Origin of the sequence: Parabacteroides sp. AM58-2XD (assembly GCF_003463685.1) — a bacterium.
GTDB lineage: Bacteria > Bacteroidota > Bacteroidia > Bacteroidales > Tannerellaceae > Parabacteroides > Parabacteroides segnis.
Genome location: NZ_QSDP01000047.1, coordinates 15,716 through 32,791, shown reverse-complemented (window position 1 = coordinate 32,791; position 17,076 = coordinate 15,716). Strand labels below are relative to the sequence as shown.

13 protein-coding genes and 1 pseudogene are annotated in these 17,076 nt (G+C 44.1%); 6 read left to right on the top strand and 8 right to left on the bottom strand.

From position 1 onward, the window contains the following. Positions 1-30 precede the first annotated feature (30 nt). The 4 genes and pseudogenes from DXA15_RS12840 to DXA15_RS12825 form a co-directional block, all read right to left on the bottom strand. On the bottom strand, positions 31-1,731 hold the full coding sequence (locus DXA15_RS12840) for a RagB/SusD family nutrient uptake outer membrane protein (RefSeq protein ID WP_128134286.1): 1,701 nt from the start codon (positions 1,729-1,731) through the stop codon (positions 31-33). 12 nt (positions 1,732-1,743) lie between these two features. Beyond that, positions 1,744-5,137: pseudogene (locus DXA15_RS12835) on the bottom strand (TonB-dependent receptor). A 167-nt stretch (positions 5,138-5,304) separates the two neighbouring features. Further along, positions 5,305-6,279 (bottom strand): FecR family protein, encoded by a 975-nt coding sequence (locus DXA15_RS12830; RefSeq protein WP_128134285.1) that lies wholly within the window; start codon positions 6,277-6,279, stop codon positions 5,305-5,307. 109 nt (positions 6,280-6,388) lie between these two features. Next, positions 6,389-6,931 carry an RNA polymerase sigma-70 factor gene (locus DXA15_RS12825; protein ID WP_128134301.1) on the bottom strand — a complete coding sequence of 181 codons (543 nt, stop codon included), beginning with the start codon at positions 6,929-6,931 and terminating at the stop codon, positions 6,389-6,391. Between the two features lie 152 nt (positions 6,932-7,083). Here DXA15_RS12825 and cysK point away from each other — a divergent pair, with 152 nt between their 5' ends. The 5 genes from cysK to DXA15_RS12800 all read left to right on the top strand — a co-directional run bounded on the left by cysK (position 7,084) and on the right by DXA15_RS12800 (position 12,750). Then, a complete protein-coding gene (gene cysK / locus DXA15_RS12820) occupies positions 7,084-8,031 on the top strand; it encodes a cysteine synthase A (RefSeq protein WP_128134284.1) in 948 nt (315 codons plus the stop codon). 280 nt (positions 8,032-8,311) lie between these two features. Continuing rightward, entirely contained in the window at positions 8,312-8,752 is a 441-nt protein-coding gene (locus tag DXA15_RS12815) for a MarR family winged helix-turn-helix transcriptional regulator (protein WP_007658207.1), read from the top strand. Continuing rightward, complete coding sequence (locus DXA15_RS12810; protein WP_128134283.1) at positions 8,730-10,040, top strand: TolC family protein; 1,311 nt, start codon at positions 8,730-8,732, stop codon at positions 10,038-10,040. Before DXA15_RS12815 ends, DXA15_RS12810 begins: the two co-directional genes overlap by 23 nt. A gap of 21 nt (positions 10,041-10,061) precedes the next feature. Continuing rightward, positions 10,062-11,132 (top strand): HlyD family secretion protein, encoded by a 1,071-nt coding sequence (locus DXA15_RS12805; RefSeq protein WP_128134282.1) that lies wholly within the window; start codon positions 10,062-10,064, stop codon positions 11,130-11,132. 13 nt (positions 11,133-11,145) lie between these two features. Further along, positions 11,146-12,750, top strand: coding sequence for an MFS transporter (locus tag DXA15_RS12800; protein WP_128134281.1), 1,605 nt, complete (start codon positions 11,146-11,148; stop codon positions 12,748-12,750). On the opposite strand, the gene DXA15_RS12795 is transcribed toward DXA15_RS12800, so the two are convergent. Continuing rightward, on the bottom strand, positions 12,751-13,401 hold the full coding sequence (locus tag DXA15_RS12795) for a response regulator transcription factor (protein WP_128134280.1): 651 nt from the start codon (positions 13,399-13,401) through the stop codon (positions 12,751-12,753). Beyond that, positions 13,401-14,639 (bottom strand): PLP-dependent transferase, encoded by a 1,239-nt coding sequence (locus tag DXA15_RS12790; protein ID WP_128134279.1) that lies wholly within the window; start codon positions 14,637-14,639, stop codon positions 13,401-13,403. Before DXA15_RS12790 ends, DXA15_RS12795 begins: the two co-directional genes overlap by 1 nt. 148 nt (positions 14,640-14,787) lie before the next feature. Here DXA15_RS12790 and DXA15_RS12785 point away from each other — a divergent pair, with 148 nt between their 5' ends. Next, positions 14,788-15,549: an exodeoxyribonuclease III gene (locus DXA15_RS12785; protein ID WP_128134278.1), complete on the top strand. Its 762-nt coding sequence runs from the start codon at positions 14,788-14,790 to the stop codon at positions 15,547-15,549. Between the two features lie 63 nt (positions 15,550-15,612). On the opposite strand, the gene DXA15_RS12780 is transcribed toward DXA15_RS12785, so the two are convergent. Together DXA15_RS12780 and DXA15_RS12775 are read right to left on the bottom strand one after the other, a co-directional pair. Then, on the bottom strand, positions 15,613-16,167 hold the full coding sequence (locus DXA15_RS12780) for a GNAT family N-acetyltransferase (RefSeq protein WP_128134277.1): 555 nt from the start codon (positions 16,165-16,167) through the stop codon (positions 15,613-15,615). 222 nt (positions 16,168-16,389) lie between these two features. Then, positions 16,390-17,061 (bottom strand): SGNH/GDSL hydrolase family protein, encoded by a 672-nt coding sequence (locus tag DXA15_RS12775; protein WP_128134276.1) that lies wholly within the window; start codon positions 17,059-17,061, stop codon positions 16,390-16,392. Between the last annotated feature and the right edge of the window lie 15 nt (positions 17,062-17,076).

The following is a 17,076-nucleotide window of genomic DNA, read 5'->3' as shown; positions in this document are numbered from 1 at the left end:
GAAGCCAATATAAGAATTATTTATACGAATTTAATATCCGGGATTCTGTTTTAAATTCTCATTGATAAGAACTTCCTTCGTAGGAATCGGCCATAAATATTGACGATCGTTCCACATACGCTGAGACATTGGAGCTATCAGTCCGGCTTTTTCCATCGCAGAGAAATCAGGAATACCGTCTTCGTCAATCTGCGGAACATCCGGCCAAAACCATAGGCCTTTATCTATGATCTTTTCACGCAATAAGCTTACCGGATATAGCATTCCATAATTAGGACGCGTCAATGCTTTTCCTGCAATTTTCCATCTGACCAAATCCATATAACGCAAACCTTCCTTTGCAAATTCCACACGTCGTTCGTTACGGATAATCGTACGTAACTTCTGTTGAGAAGTTGTAGTAATTGCCGGATAGGCATTTATATTTGTATAATCTACTCCATATGCTCTGGCACGAACCTTGTTAATTGCATCTAATACGGATTGATCTATCTGATTCAACTCGATCTTTGCTTCAGCATACATGAGTAAAACATCTGCATAACGGATAATTATTTTATCGGGATCAACATCCTTCCCATTCTCCAGCCATGTTTCATCAATTCCTTTTTTCCATAATAATCCATTATAAGATGCAAACTGAGCATTCACACGTGCATCGTTGTTTTTCTGCATCTTACCCGTATTGTAATTCATTACCTCCACTGCATCCGGATGCGGATTATAATCAAATCCCAAATGCCGGGTTCCAAATTCAACAATCGTCGCCGTACAACGCGGATCACGATATTTAAATGGGTTTTGAGGATCAAACAAAGGTGATTCATCTATCGGAAGACCATCTGTACATTCATAAGCAGCAAGTAAATCCCATGACGGAGCAAAAGCGCCCCAACCACCCGGATTTCTTGATACCTCATTCATAACCGTCCAGTTTCCTAACGTCACTTTATATTCGATAGAACGGGGTAACAAGAAAATCGACTCTTCTGAATTTTTAGTAGTCATCAAAAAAAGTTCGGCATAGTCCGCATGCAATTTATAAAGTCCTAAATCCATACACTTTTTAGCAGCATCAGCCGCGATTTCCCAATCCCCCATATAAAGAGCAAAACGAGCCTTCAATGCCAGGGCTGCTCCTTTTGTTGCACGCAAAGAAGATACACCGGTATATTTCTCCGGCAAACCTTCTGCCGCTTTATCGTAATCTTCATAAATCTTCGGTACTATTTCCGATTTAGGAGTACGACCAAGTGTAAAAGCCTCTTCAATATCGACCACACTTGTCACGTAAACAACATCTCCGAAATAAGTGACCAGTCTGGCATAACAAGAAGCTCTTTGAAACAAAGCCTCAGCCTCATACCGTTTTATCTTTTCTTCGGAAATACCCATATCTGCCGCCTTATCCATATTGGACAAAATAGTATTCGTTCGTGCGATAGATTTGTATTGATTGGCCCATAACGTTGAAACATCTCCGCTTTGACCATTAAAGGTCCCTTTTATAATTTCAGAGGGAGTTTCCCTATAAATAAAATTATCGGTCTTATCTTCATTGTCCAATGGCCAGAATGCATCTCTATAAAAGTCTTTGATCGACATTTCTATTTCAGTCTCATTGGAGTACCAATTTTCGCTGGATGCCTGCGACAGAGGATTTAAATCTAACTCATAACAAGAGTTTAAGCCCAAACAACATCCTAATAATATGATAAATGTACGTTTCATCTTTTTATTCTTTTAAAATTTTACAGACAAACCAAATAACACAGACGTAGTAATCGGATAAGCAGAACTTCCCATCTCCGGATCCCAACCTTTCGGATATTTACTGATACAGAACAAATCATTGGCTGCCACATAAATACGAGTTTGCTTGATCATCACTTTCTCTGTCCACTCCGCTGGTAATGTGTAACCTAATGTCAGATTTTTCAAACGGAAATAACGGCCATTAAATAACCAGTAATCTGACATGGCATAGTTTATACTATTATTAGAATATGTCAGACGAGGATAAATAGCCTCGGCATTCTGTGCTTCCGTATTTTTTTCACTCCAATATTTACCGTCGATAATCGCCGGAGTATTCCCCCAGTTTGCTTGTAGCGGTTGTACCATTGCAGAGGATAGACGGGTATTTCGCCTGCCTACTCCTTGAATTGCAACAGAGAAATCAAAGCCCTTATAGCCCAGATTCAGCGTTCCTCCATATTGAAAACGCGGCAAAGATCCGCCTAATAAAACACGGTCATACTCAGGAGAAATCTTTCCATCAGGTACACCGTCAGGTCCGGAAATATCTTTATATTTAACATCGCCCAATTGTACGTTATCATTCAATTTAGGTCCTTTTAAATCCTCTTCCGTCAGCATCAGACCATCACTCAAATAACCATACCATTCGTTAAATTCACTGTCTTTCAATTTCACCTGATCTCCCAGGAATTCCGTTCCACCCAAATCTCCCATCTTAGAAACAAAGTCGGAGAAATTCGCAGAAATTCCGTAAGTCAAATCCCCTATACGGTCATTCCAAGCTAATTCGATGTCATATCCATTGGTATACATCTTACCTGTATTTCTCTGAGGATTATCAAACCCGACATAATCAGGGATTTCCAAAGCCAATAGCATATCCTTCGTCTGCTTGTTATAATAATCAGCCGTAAAGCGCAAACGATTATTAAAGAAATTAGCATCCAAACCGATATCTACCGAACTTGTTGTTTCCCAGGAGATATTTTCAACGGCATAAGCCACTGCGCCGCTGATAACTCAGGAACAACCGTTCCATTCTGATAGAACAGGACATCACTGAAGTTGATAAAAGCCTGATACGGATAGTAAAGGGCATTTCCATCTTTGTCCGTAATCCGTTCATTACCCAACGTACCATAAGAAGCCCTCAATTTCAGAAAAGATAACCAATTAATATCCGCATTCTCCATAAATGCTTCTTCACTTAACACCCAACCGGCAGAGAAAGACGGAAATACTCCCCAACGATAATCAGAATGAAAACGGGAAGATCCGTCATAACGAATATTCGCCTGAAACAAATATCTGTTATCAAAACTATAAGCTACACGGCCAAACCAGGATCTATAAGACAGCTCCGTAGCACTTCCGCTATTATCACGCAAATCCAACGGACCTACATTCAAATAAGGGAAATTACTCAATTCATATTGATCACGGGAAGCACCCAGATTCTCACCGGATGAATAATAAGTTTCATAACCAGCCATCAAATTCAAATCATGCTTACCGAAAGTCTTCATATAATTGACAATTCCTTGAATTGTTATATTATAACTGTCATTCCTCTCTTCTGATAATTTTGTTGTATTATAGCCTTCCATGTAACCGCCAATCATATTCGGATCATTTTCCAAAGAATAAGGTACCGCCTTACGGAAATGTTTCTTTTTCTCGAATGTATAATTAGGTGCGATCACTCCTGAAATTTTCAAACCTTCAAGTGGAGTTATATTAATTGCAGCACGTCCTCCCATCTGATTATACCACTCATCTTTAAAACCTCCGGAATTTACTACAGCATAGGGATTATTACCATTCTTTCCGCTCGCATATTCTCCGTTAGCCCATACAGCCGGATAAATCATAGGAGCTAAGCGCATATCAGAGAAGGGGGAATAATAAGGCTGATGATTTTTTGTCCGTTTAAAATTAAAATCCAATGTCGCACCCAAATACTTATTCACTGTAAAATCATTATTGGCACGAATCATGAAACGCTCATAATCACGATCTGCGTATAAACCGTCCACTTTATCATAGACGAATGAAGCATTCGATTTTACAGTCTTAGAACCTCCGGCTACACTAATCGTATGAGTCTGACGCGGAGCCGAACCTTTCAAAATCATCCCAACCCAATCTGTCATAGGATATTTATCAGGGTTTGTCTGGTGATATTTTTCCCAATTATTTATATCATCATCCGAATAAGCCTGGTTCCAGCCTCCGGATTTATTGTCATTATAACGTAACTCATTGGTCGTTTCCAAAAAACGTTTAACCCCTACGTATTTCGGTTGCTTGGTTGGTATCTCCAATCCATATTCAAAATTATAATCGATCGACAGACTTTTCTCCTGGGCTCGCTTAGTCGTAATCAAAATGACGCCTGCCGCTGCACGTGAACCATATATGGAAGATGACGCTGCATCTTTCAAAACAGACATACTTTCCACATCATTCGGATTCACATCATTAATACTACCGGGTACACCATCGATAATTACTAACGGACTGGTATCGCCAATCGTCGTAATACCACGAACCCGGATACTACCGGCAGCTGCCCCCGGAGCATTGTTATCACGGGTTACCGTCACACCGGCTATAGCACCCTGTAATGCAGTAGATAATTGTGTTGTCTTACGGGCTGCCAAATCATCCCCTTTTATAGCGGCTACAGAACCTGTCAGGTCTTTCTTTTCATGGTACCATAACCAACAACGATAACTTCATCCAAAACTTCAGTATCCTCTCTCAAGGTGATTGTTACGGAGTTCTTACCAATGACAGGTATCTCACTCGTTACATATCCAATATAAGTGATAACTAACGTAGCGTCAGACGCTACGTTAAGGGAGAACCTCCCTTCGGTATCCGTTATTGTACCGTTTGTCGTCCCTTTTTCTACCACGTTTGCACCAATAACAGGCAAACCTGTTTCATCATTGATAACTCCCGATACAATTTTCGTCTTCTGTTGTGCTGCATTCGTAGCCTGATTAGGTTCTGTAGAAGCCTTAATTAATACCTGACGATCAATAATCTGATAATCATATCCCGTATTATTAAATATCTGCATAAGAACTTCATCCAATGTTACATTCTTAGCATTTACACTTACTTTCTTATTTACATTTACATGGTTGTCATTAAAAAAGAAAGTAAACTCACTGTTCTTCTCAATCTCTTTCAGTATTTCAATGATACTGGCATTATTCTTTTTGATTGAAACTTTGTAATCCTGCGCATAGGTGGAGGCAGAAATACAACAGGCAACAGCCAATGAAAATAAGGTTGTGATCTTCATAATGCGAATTGTTTTTCTTAATAACGGGACACAACAATCCCTGTCATTGTTTTTTTTCATAACTTTGTATTGTTTTTAATGAATAATAAATGCAAGTCGTTGGCTTGGACTCCTTATGACGTGCATTTTCTTGAAAACTCACGGATTGGAAGGTACTTGCAGGTATCTTCCAATTTTTTTAGGTTAACTGCTCGATATGTCCATAGGCTATAGATTTAGATTATTAATTATTTGAGAACTAACACATAATTTCCATTACTTGTCTTTTGATATTTTAAAGGAGATGATTCTCCCATCATAAACAATATCCGTTCCAATGATTCATCCCTTACCTTAAATGTAAAGCGGTATTTATCCGCCAGATCTTGCTGGCACATAATCTTACGTCCGTACCATTGCTCCAGACGTGGAATAATCATGGATAGTTTTTCATTTTCGAAACTGACTATCTTCTGTTTTCGCCATGAAGTATATTTATCTGCATCGACAGTTAAAACATAGGCCGAATCTGCTTGCTGATCATATACCATCTTTTCATTCGGCGACAAAATAAACTCAGCTCTATCACCTTTTGAATTATTTATTCCTATCTTGACTTTCCCATTTAACAGGACAGTCTCCGATTTGCTTTCTATATCATAATCAAACACCTCGAAAGCTGTTCCCAGAGCCTGCACCTCCATTTCCGAAGTATGTACAATAAAAGGCTTGTGAGGATTTTTATGGATATCAAAAAAAGCCTGACCGTCTAAATGTATTTCACGTGTTTTTCCTGTAAATGCAGCAGGATAGGTCAATTTACTACCGGGTCCCAACTGTACGACCGTCCCGTCCGGCAATGATACCGATTGCATATTCTGAATACCTGACGTAACAACATAAACAGGAATATTATCTTTCTCTCCTAGATAATAAGCCATCCCTCCGACAGCCAACAACAATAAAACAGATGCTGCCACACTATAAACTTTATAGAATAAATATCTTTTTACAGAAGCATTGTCCCAAATACTTTGCCGTATACGATGCCATATCCGCATACTGTCAGCCCGGTCAATATACGCAGCATCCGGGGCATTGTTCCACTGACTGAACATTTGTGTTTTTACTGCATCCCGCTCATTCAGTGCAGTACGTTCCTCCTCTCCCAATGCATCCTGCATCAGCTTTTTTAATATATATCTTTTATTATCCTGATCCATTTCTTTTTATCTGCTTTATAATAAATACCCCCGAGCATATAGGTTACCCCTATCCGCCCATCGTTTTTTTTTAATTTTCTAAGAATAAAAGAAAAAAGGGAATCGGTTTTTACAGGAAAAGAGAAAGTAGAGTGATATTCTTCCGCAGATATTTAAGCGCTTCACTAATTTGATTTTCAACAGTCTTCTCCGATATATTCAATAATTCGGCTATTTCTTTATAGCTCTTGTTTCCTTTCCGGCTCAGGTTAAATATTTCCCGGCGGCGTGGCGGCAACTCGTTTATAAGCATGTCAATATATTCGCTCAGGTTCTTAGCCTCTATCTCCTCTTCAATATCGTATGAATCTTCCATAGCGGCGAGGACGGTCATTTTATAAAAATCTTCGTTCAAATTTTTCCGGTGTTGATTAAATATCAGGTTGCGGGTGATGATAAACATCAATCCTTTGAAATTATCGTCTTCACGCATAAAGTCACGCCCTTCCCACACTTTTATAAAAACGTCCTGCACGACTTCCTCTGCTGTATCCTGATTGGTCAGGTAAAGACGGCTGAAGTTGTATACCTGCCTCCAGTACTTTTTATATAAAGCAGTAAAAGCCTCTTTACTGTTTTGCTTCAATAATAATATCAATTCGTTATCCTCCATCTTCCACATTCAGAATGTATGCAAATATAAGAGATTTTATTTTACCCGGTAGAAAGTAAAAAATAAAATATACCCTCTTTATGGTATTTCCCATAATCAATACTCCTCTTATCTTTGTTGCATAAATAAGAACAACTAAAATATAGAATGATATGGCAAACGTAGCAAAAAAACTGACAGACCTGATTGGTAACACTCCGTTATTAGAGTTCTCCAACTTCAATGCAAGCAAAGGATTAAAAGCAAAACTGATCGGTAAACTGGAATACTTCAACCCGGCAGGCAGCGTGAAAGACCGCATCGCCCTGGCAATGATCGAAGACGCAGAACAGAAAGGACTTCTGAAACCGGGAGCGACCATTATCGAACCGACAAGCGGGAATACCGGGGTTGGACTCGCCTTCGTTTCTGCCGCCAAAGGATATAAACTGGTTCTGACAATGCCGGAAACGATGAGCATAGAACGCCGCAATTTATTAAAAGCTCTTGGAGCCCACCTAGTATTAACTCCCGGAGCCGATGGCATGAAGGGAGCTATCGCCAAAGCCGAATCATTACGTGATGAAATACCTGGTTCCGTCATCCTGCAACAATTCGAGAATCCGGCCAATCCGGCTAAACATGTACAGACTACTGCACAAGAAATCTGGCGCGATACGGATGGTAAAGTCGATATTTTCGTAGCCGGTGTAGGTACGGGCGGAACAGTCAGCGGTGTCGGTGAAGGATTGAAAGCACATAATCCGAATGTGAAAATCGTAGCGGTAGAACCGAGCGACTCCCCCGTCCTCTCCGGTGGTAAACCGGGACCGCATAAGATACAGGGTATCGGGGCCGGATTCATTCCTAAAACATATAACGGCAAATACGTCGATGAAATCATTCAGGTAGAAAATGACGATGCCATCCGTACCAGCCGTGAACTGGCACAAAAAGAAGGATTGCTGGTAGGTATCTCTTCCGGTGCTGCCGTATACGCTGCTCTAAAACTGGCGGAACTGCCGGAGAATGCAGGCAAAACAATCGTTGCCCTATTACCCGATACCGGAGAGCGGTATCTTTCTACCGTATTATATGCATTCGAAGAATATCCGTTATAAACGAGACCTTATCTATATTCTATAAACTGAAGCATATTTAGAAAATAATGAGCCAATGTGGCAATATGCCAATTTAGGAATAATTGAGCTATCAGTTTATAGTGATGGGAGTAACCAATTCCCCTCTTGAGAGGGGAGACAGGTACAACCGGTCAATAATCGGATAGTTCAAATCTGATAAATATCGAACTTCTTTCCCTTAGTTTTTCACACATAATTAGTCAAACATTTGACTAATATCCGATAAATATCTATCTTTGCGCCGATAAAAACAGCAAGTATGACAGATAGTGAATTAGCTCACGAACTTAATCTACTAGTATTAAGGACACGCATGACATTCCGCCAGACCATTCAGCGAATACTGAAAAGCAACAACGTCGATATGACCTTTGAAATGCTTCAGGTAATGCATTGTTTGTGGAAAGAACAGGGAGTCAGCCAACAATCGCTGGCCGAAAAAACAGCGAAAGACAAAGCATGCCTCACCAACCTGATCAATAATCTCGAGAAGAAAGGATGGGTTATACGGCAGGAAGATTGCAACGACCGCCGTAATAAACTGATATACCTCACCCCCGAAGGAGAAAAGGTGGCCGACAAGATCAAATCCCTCCTGAAAGACATGTACACCCAGGTCGGGCAGCAAATGAACACCAAACATATGGAAGCCTGTATGAAACATCTAAGCAAACTGAATGAGATATTTGATCAAATATAGTTTTTTACTGTTACTGTTTATAGGAAAGCCTGTTGCGACTTGTTCCCAACAGGCTTATTCTCTTACCCTCGACGAACTCTTCCGCCTGGGTACGGAAAACAACTTGCGCCTGCAAGCCTCCCACATGCAGGAAGTCGTCGCAGCCGACAAGGAAAAAACAGCGCAAACGGCCCGTCTGCCCGGTATCAGTATCGGTGCGACGACCGGATATATCGGACAGTCTACCGTCTTCCGGCAGGGACTGACGCAACCGGTTCATCCCGACCTGCCCGACTGGTCGCATAATTATAATGTAGAAGTAACTCAACCCGTCTATCGCGGAGGCAAAATACATTATAATATCAAACGTGCCTCGTTGGAGAAACAGATTGCAGCACTCAATTCGGCCAGTAGCAAAGCCGAAGTCAAACTGCTCCTGCTCCGTCAGTATATGGACCTTTTCAGTCTCTACAAACAAAAAGACGTATTTGCCCGTAACGTGGAAGAGTCCACCCGCAGACTTGAAGATATCCGCCGCCTGAAGAAAGAAGGTATCGTCACCCGCAACGACGAGTTGCGTAGCGAACTGCAACTCACCAACGACCAGCTGGCTTGCCGCGAAGCAGACGATAATATCGCAATCGTCTCCCAGCAACTTGACGTCTTGCTCGGACTGGATGAAACATTCCTCCTGCAACCCGACACGGCATTGCTTTACACGGCCGTTTCACTGGAAAGCTATGATGCCTACGTCCAACAGGCTTACCTCAACTATCCCGAATTACAGATCGCCCGCTACAACACGAAGCTGGCTGAAAACGATATATTCCTGTCAAAAGCCGACTATCTGCCCTCACTCTCGGTACGTGCCGCCAATACCCTGGCACGCCCGCTAAGCACTACGATGGAAGACGTCTTCTCCAACAACTGGAATATCGTTTTAAGCCTCTCCTACAACCTGTCATCCCTCTATCAGAATAAACATAAGATACATGAGGTAAAACAAATTGTCAATATCCAGAAAAATAAGGAAGAACAAATCCGCCAGGATATCCGTATTAATGTCAAAAGCGCCTGGATCAGGCATCATGAAGCGCTCGACCGCGTACAGGCACTGATCCTGTCGGTCAGGCAAGCGGAGGAGAACTACCGTATCGTAAGCAACCGTTACCTCAACCAGCTATCCATCCTGACCGACCTGCTCGATGCCAGCAGCGTCAGGCTTGAAGCCGAACTGCAACTGACCAATGCACGCACCGAGGCCATCTACAGTTATTATCAACTGATGCATGCGTACGGCAATTTATAACTCAATTAAAAACAGATAAATATGTCCGGACTAGATAGAAAAAGAAAACAACTGAGGAGACTGAAAATAAGGAATACCACCCTCAACACCGTATGTATCCTGCTCGCTTTCAGCGGCATATCATGGACGGTCAACTACTTCTGGAAATATGTCAACTACGAAATCACCAATGACGCCGTAGTGGATCAATATATCACTCCCATCAATATCCGCGTACCGGGTTACATCAGGGAAGTCCGTTTCACCGAGCACCAGCAGGTAAAGGAAGGCGACACCCTTCTGATCCTCGACGACCGGGAATACCGTATCAAGTTGAAAGATGCCAAAGCCGCCCTCCTCGACGCCCAGGCCTCTAAAGACATACTAAGTTCCGGCATCGAAACCTCCCAGGTGAATATCAGCGTACAGGAGGCAAATATCGCCGAGACGGAAGCCCACCTTCGGCAACTCGAACAGGACCATCGACGTTATGCCAACCTCCTGGCCGAAGAGTCCGTCTCGCAACAGCAATACGAACAGGTCAAGGCTGAATACGAAGCCATGAAAGCCCGTTACGAATCCCTGCTCCGCCAAAAGAGTGCCGCCCAATCGCAATATTCGGAGACGAGCAAGAAAAGCGGCAGTGTGAAAGCGGCCATCCTGCGCAAAGAAGCCGACCTGGAGATGGCGCAGCTCAACCTGTCGTATACAGTCGTCACCGCCCCCTTCGACGGATACATGGGACGCCGCACGCTGGAGACCGGACAGCTGGTTCAAGCCGGACAAACCCTCAGCTACCTCGTCCGCAACAACGACAAATGGATAACCGCCAACTACAAGGAAACACAAATCAGCCATATCTACATCGGCCAGCAAGTACGCATCAAAGTAGATGCCGTAGACGACCGCATTTTCCACGGCACCGTGACGGCGATCTCCGAAGCGACCGGCTCCAAATACTCCCTCGTCCCGACCGATAACTCTGCCGGCAACTTCGTCAAGATACAACAGCGCATCCCTGTGCGTATCGACCTGACAGACGTTTCGCCCGAAGACATGAACCTGCTCCGTGCCGGCATGATGGTGGAAACGGAAGCATTGAAAAGACATTGAATAATACAGCATAATGGCTACACAAACACCCCTGAATGTCCCTATCCGCCCCTGGGTCCCCCGCTGGCTGGGGATCGTTACGGCTTTTACCGTAATGCTGCTGATCATCCTGATCAACGGAGCCTATACTGGGACTATCACTGAAGTTTCGGGAACGCTGGGTGTGTTGAGCGAAGACATCAGCATGGCTTACTATGCGACATCGGCGGGAATGGCGGTTGCTTATCCGCTGATCCCGAAAGTGCGTCCGGTAGTGACCACTAAAACGATCCTGCTGATCGACCTCCTGTTGCAGGTGATCCTCAGCTTTATCTGTGCACAGGTGAACCAGATGGATATCATTATCGTATGCAGCTTCTTTATCGGTTTTCTGAAAGGTTTCGCCATGCTGGAGATCATCCTGATGATACGTCCACTTTTCAGTCCGCAGAATGTGCGCAGCGAATTTTATGCTTACTTCTACCCGATCGTGTTCTCGGCAGGCCAGGTCTCGATGGCGGTCACGGCACAGTTGGCCTATTACTACCAATGGCAGTATATGTATTACTTCGTTATCCTGCTCTTGTTGGTTGCCATCTCTTTTATCCTGATGTTCTTCCGGTATGCCAGGCGTCCCGTCTATTTTCCTTTTAAAGAGATCGATTGGAAAAGCATCCTGCTCATGGCCTCTATCCTGCTTTTCACCATCTGGTCGGCCACTTACGGGAAGACACTCGACTGGTTTTCGTCCGCTAAAATCACGGTGTATGTGTTGTCGCTGCCGGTATTAGTCTGGTTATTCCTGTTCCGGCAGAAGACGCGGAAAAATCCGTATCTGAAACTGGAAGTGCTGAACAGCAGCAAGGCGTTGATCGGCTATTTCTTCATGATGCTGGTGATGTTCTTTTCTTCCACCAGTTCGCTGGTGACCAGTTATATGAATAATATCATACGGGTAGACAGCGTACATGCCAATTTTCTGAATCTCTGGATGCTACCGGGGTTTATCTGCGGGGCGGTGATCTGTTTCTGGTGGTTCCGCTGGCAACGGTGGCGTTTCAGGATACTGATATCCGGAGGGATGCTGTGTTATGTGATCTATCTGGCTATCCTCTATTTCGGAATCACACCGGACGGGAGGTATGAAATGTTATATCTTCCGATGTTTCTCCGGGGAATGGGAATGATGATCCTGTTTATCGCTTTCGGTGTGTATGCAGTGGAAGATATGAATCCGAAGCTGATGATATATAATGCGTTCTTCCTGATATCCTGCCGTTCGGTCATAGCCCCTGCTCTTTCGTCGGCCTTCTTCAATAATATGCTTTACCGCCTGCAATTGCGGGATATGGCGATCCTCTCGGAGAATATGCACCTCGATAACCCGCTGGCGGCACAGCAATACAACCAGTCGCTCAATAATGCACTGGCACAGGGACATAGCATGACGGATGCCGTGCAACTGGCTACAAACAGTCTTTACATCACCCTGCAATCGCAAAGCCTGTTGCTTGCCCTGAAAACGATCATCGGCTACGTGCTCATCTTTGCGATTGTGGTGATGGTTATCTCCCGCTTTACGCCTTTCCACAAGACATTGAAAGTCGAGATTGTAAAGACTGGGGAAGATATGGTCTGATTAAATATAGTATTCCGCTGCGTCGACTATCCCAACGCGCAGGGCATATTTGGTTGCCTCGTGCACATTATTTACTTCCAGTTTGCGGAAAATGTTTTTGCGATGGGTGGTGATGGTGTGGATGCTGGAGAAACGCTCGGAGGCAATTTCTTTGGTTGTCTTGCCTAAAGCGATGGATTTCAGTATTTCTTTTTCTGTTGAGGTCAGTACGGGGTGCTCTTTGGGTTCACGGACTATTTTCTTTTCTGAAAGCAGGTTATGAATCCGTTGACAGATAAAACGTTCGGAATGTAAAGCCGATTGCAGGGCCGCACGTATTTCTGCTGACGGGGCATCTTTCAAGACGATGCTGAAAGCCTCGCTGCTGAAGAGGATGCGGCGGATAAAATCTTCGCTCAGTTCATCGCTGAAAAGTATCCAGGAGACCTGTTTGAAACGTTCCTGCAAGATCAGAAGTTCGTCGGCACTCGTCAAATCGAAAAGCGTGTAGTCGAGGATTACGACAGCCTGCGGATGCTGTTGGAGGAGTTGAAGCAGCTCGTGTTTGTCGGCAGCCTCGGTCACAAGGCCAAGGTCCGGCATCCTGTCGCTCAGGTAAAGGATGCCGGCTTTGGTGATATCCTGGTTATCGGCTATGATAAGCGTCCGCATCAGCGTATGGCTAAAGCCTGTTTAATGTCGTTATACAAATCGTCAACCGATTCGAGTCCGACCGACAGGCGGATTGTTTGCTGGCTGATATCCATTTCCTGCCGTTGCATTTCGGTGAAACTGCCGTAGATGGTGCTTGCCGGATGAATAGCCAATGTCTTGTTGTCGAACAGGTTCGTGGCACGGCGGATCAGTTGCAGGCGGTTCATAAAGGCAAAGCAAGCCTCACGGGAAGGGAGGTCGAATGTCAGCATGGCTCCCGGATATTTTCCGAACTGGGCAGTGCTCAGTTTATAATAAGGATTATTTTTCAGGCCGGTGTAATTGACCGACACAATACCTTCCAGCGTTTGCAGCCGGCCAGCCAGTTCCAGGCAAGTTGCTCCCTGCCGTTCGAAACGGATGGGCATGGTTTCCAGTCCCAGCGTCTGCATGTAGGCGACCTGCGGAGTCATATAAGCGCCCAGGTTCCGGTGTATCTCCTTCCGGAGGCGGGTGGTGAAAGCGCGTTCGCCAAACTGTTCATACCAATGTTTCAGTGTGATGAAATGGCTCCAGTCGAAGGTCCCGTTATCAAGTATCAGGCCTCCTATGCTTGTTGCCCCGCCGGAGATATATTTGGTGCTGGATACGATCTCGATATCTATACCGAAATCTTTTCCGTGGAAGACGGAGAAAGGAACGATCGTTGTGTCGGCGATCAAAGGTACTCCCGCCTCCTTTGCGATAGAAGATAACATCTTCAGGTCGGCCACTTCCAACTGCGGATTGGTAATCACTTCGAGAAAGATCGCACAGGTGTTGCAGTCGATATGGGCGCGGACCTCGTCGGGATCGGTCAGGTTGCAGAAACGTGCCTCGATATCAAAGGCGGCCAGCGTCGTCTTCATCAATGACCAGGTATTGCCGAACAGATGCGGGGAAGTGACGATATTGGCTTTTGCACGCCCGATCGTCATCAACGTGTTGCAAATGGCGGCCATACCGGAATTAAGGGCGGTGACACTCATGGCTCCGGTAACGGACAGCACACGATCTTCAAAATATTGTACGGTCGGATTCGTAATCCTCGAATAAGCATGGTCGGACGTACGGCCACAGAAAGCGGCTTCCATCGCTTCCGCCGATTCGAACTCGTAAGCAGCAGTGTTATAGACCGGCATTGCCAATGAGCCATAGGCGTCCGGCTTCTCGTAAGGCGTATGAAGCAAACGGGCTTCAAAACTATTTTCTTCCATTCTGTATTTTCCTAATGTAATTTTCTTTTTGCCGCTACAAATGTAGGATTCATTTAGATGCAAAATAGAATTCTCCGGTAAAATTAGCACATCCAACTGTTAAATTGTATCTTTGGATTCCTATTAAACGATCTAAAAGAGCTGTTATATGAAGATAATAACATACAATGTAAACGGCCTCCGCGCCGCTGTGGGAAAAGGCTTTCCGGAATGGTTAAAACAAGAGCAGCCCAATGTACTCTGCCTGCAGGAAACTAAACTTCAGCCGGATCAGTTCCCGGCAGATGCCTTTGCGGATTCAGGTTATAAACCCTACCTGTTTAGTGCCCAAAAGAAAGGTTATAGCGGGGTAGCTATCCTCACCCGCCAAGAACCTGATTATGTGGAAACGGGAATGGGCATAGAGAAATATGATAACGAAGGTCGTTTTATCCGTGCGGATTATGGTGACCTGTCAATTGTCAGTGTCTACCATCCTTCCGGAACCAGTGGTGATGAACGCCAGGCATTTAAAATGGAATGGTTGGAAGATTTCCAGCGTTATGTAGTGGAATTACAGAAAACACGTAAGAATCTGATTCTTTGCGGCGACTATAATATCTGTCATGAACCGATAGACATTCATGATCCGGTACGCAATGCGACCAACAGCGGTTTCCTTCCCGAAGAACGCGAATGGATGACACGGTTTCTGGATGCAGGATTTATCGACACATTCCGCCATCTCAATCCGGAAAAGCAGCAATATACATGGTGGAGCTATCGTTTCAACGCCCGTAAAAACAATAAAGGCTGGCGTATCGATTACTGCATGGTCAACGAACCGGTAAAACCGTTGCTGAAATCGGCTTATATTCTGAATGATGCCGTACATTCAGATCATTGCCCGGCGGTATTGGAGATTGGATAAAAGACAGAAAGTATATATGAAAAGGGCCGTATCAAAAGTCTTTTGATACAGTCCTTCTTCTCTTTATTCACGCCAATACTCCGGCTTGTCCATTGCGTCAGCGCATCTTACCTTTCCTCTAGGAACATCCCCTGCTTCCGAAGTAAGGGATTGATACATCCAGCAATCAGCATAGATATCTTCAATCGGATAAGGAGGCGGATAACCGGCTGCTTCTGCATTTCCTTTAAAACCATGACGGGGATAATACTCTTTATGCCCCAGCACAAAAACCATCTCCACTCCCATCTCCTTCAATATCCGATGGCCTTCCCGGATCAGCAAACCTCCGAGACCTTGTTTCTGATACTCCGGCTTTACGGCCAAAGGTGCCAGGATATAAACAGAAGGTGAAGGATTGCTCCCCTCCAATGAGGCCTTTGTAAAAAGGATATGGCCTATGGCCTCCCCCTGATAACAGGCAAGCAACGAGACGTAAGGTTCTGCTGTCTGATCTGCCAAAAGGTCTTTCACCAGTACGGCCTCGTCATCTTCACCGAAAGCGAGTCGTTCAACGTTCATTACATCGTTAAAATCGTCAGAAGTAGCCCTTCTGACTTGCACGTCGTTTAAATTCATGACTATAATATATTAAATGGTTACTATGCTCCCTTATGGGAACAGTTTTTATATGAAAAAGGATATAATAATAAGGCCCGGATGAAGATGTATATCCGGAAAATTGAAGTGGCCAGCCTATAAAGAGTTATAGGCTGTTATTAAGCACTTATAGATGTAGAAAGTAGTGTTTTCAAAAAACTGTTTTTATAATTCGGGAGCAAATATAGCAAAATAATCCGGTTAGTAACCACTCAGTGCCGGAAGAAGTATCTTTTCCATGATCTTATATCCGTCCAAAGTAGGGTGCACGCCGTCTTTGGAATATTTCTCCGGCAAACCTCCCCGCCCATCCGTCAATTGAGAATGATAATCAATATAAGTAAGACCTTTACGGTCTGCATAAGCCTTAATCATTTTATTCAGTTCGATAATTTTATCGGCAGGTTCCAGTCCTTTATGCCAACCGAAATCATAGGCGGGCAAAACAGAACAAAGAATCACATCGATATGGTTTGCTTTTGCCAACTCGGTCATAGATATGATATTTCCCAGTATATTTTCCTGAGAGATATATCCGTTGTTTTGGGCAATGTCATTGGTCCCGGCCAGGATTACAACAGCCTGCGGTTTGAGATTGATTACATCTGCACGAAACCGCACCAGCATTTGAGCCGTCGTTTGTCCGCTGATACCTCTGCCGATAAAGCCATTGTTCTTAAAGAAAAGCGAATCGTTGTTCCACCAGCCCTCCGTAATCGAATTTCCCATGAATACCACTTTAGATGGGAGTTCTACCGTTTTATTAAGTTCGGCATACCGGCCAAAATTGGCCCAATCTTTCTCCTGGCCTAAAAGAGAGGAGGCAGCCAATGCACACACAACCAGCATCAGCCATTTCTTAAAGTTCTTCATAACATGATTTTATTA

Coding starts and splice junctions, on each gene's coding strand:
- cysK (WP_128134284.1), top strand. CDS start 7,084: ATGGCAAACGTAGCAAAAAAACTGACAGACCTGATTGGTAACACTCCG.
- DXA15_RS12790 (WP_128134279.1), bottom strand. CDS start 14,639: ATGGAAGAAAATAGTTTTGAAGCCCGTTTGCTTCATACGCCTTACGAG.
- DXA15_RS12785 (WP_128134278.1), top strand. CDS start 14,788: ATGAAGATAATAACATACAATGTAAACGGCCTCCGCGCCGCTGTGGGA.
- DXA15_RS12775 (WP_128134276.1), bottom strand. CDS start 17,061: ATGAAGAACTTTAAGAAATGGCTGATGCTGGTTGTGTGTGCATTGGCT.
- DXA15_RS12830 (WP_128134285.1), bottom strand. CDS start 6,279: ATGGATCAGGATAATAAAAGATATATATTAAAAAAGCTGATGCAGGAT.
- DXA15_RS12805 (WP_128134282.1), top strand. CDS start 10,062: ATGTCCGGACTAGATAGAAAAAGAAAACAACTGAGGAGACTGAAAATA.
- DXA15_RS12825 (WP_128134301.1), bottom strand. CDS start 6,931: ATGGAGGATAACGAATTGATATTATTATTGAAGCAAAACAGTAAAGAG.
- DXA15_RS12795 (WP_128134280.1), bottom strand. CDS start 13,401: ATGCGGACGCTTATCATAGCCGATAACCAGGATATCACCAAAGCCGGC.
- DXA15_RS12840 (WP_128134286.1), bottom strand. CDS start 1,731: ATGAAACGTACATTTATCATATTATTAGGATGTTGTTTGGGCTTAAAC.
- DXA15_RS12815 (WP_007658207.1), top strand. CDS start 8,312: ATGACAGATAGTGAATTAGCTCACGAACTTAATCTACTAGTATTAAGG.
- DXA15_RS12780 (WP_128134277.1), bottom strand. CDS start 16,167: ATGAATTTAAACGACGTGCAAGTCAGAAGGGCTACTTCTGACGATTTT.
- DXA15_RS12800 (WP_128134281.1), top strand. CDS start 11,146: ATGGCTACACAAACACCCCTGAATGTCCCTATCCGCCCCTGGGTCCCC.
- DXA15_RS12810 (WP_128134283.1), top strand. CDS start 8,730: ATGAGATATTTGATCAAATATAGTTTTTTACTGTTACTGTTTATAGGA.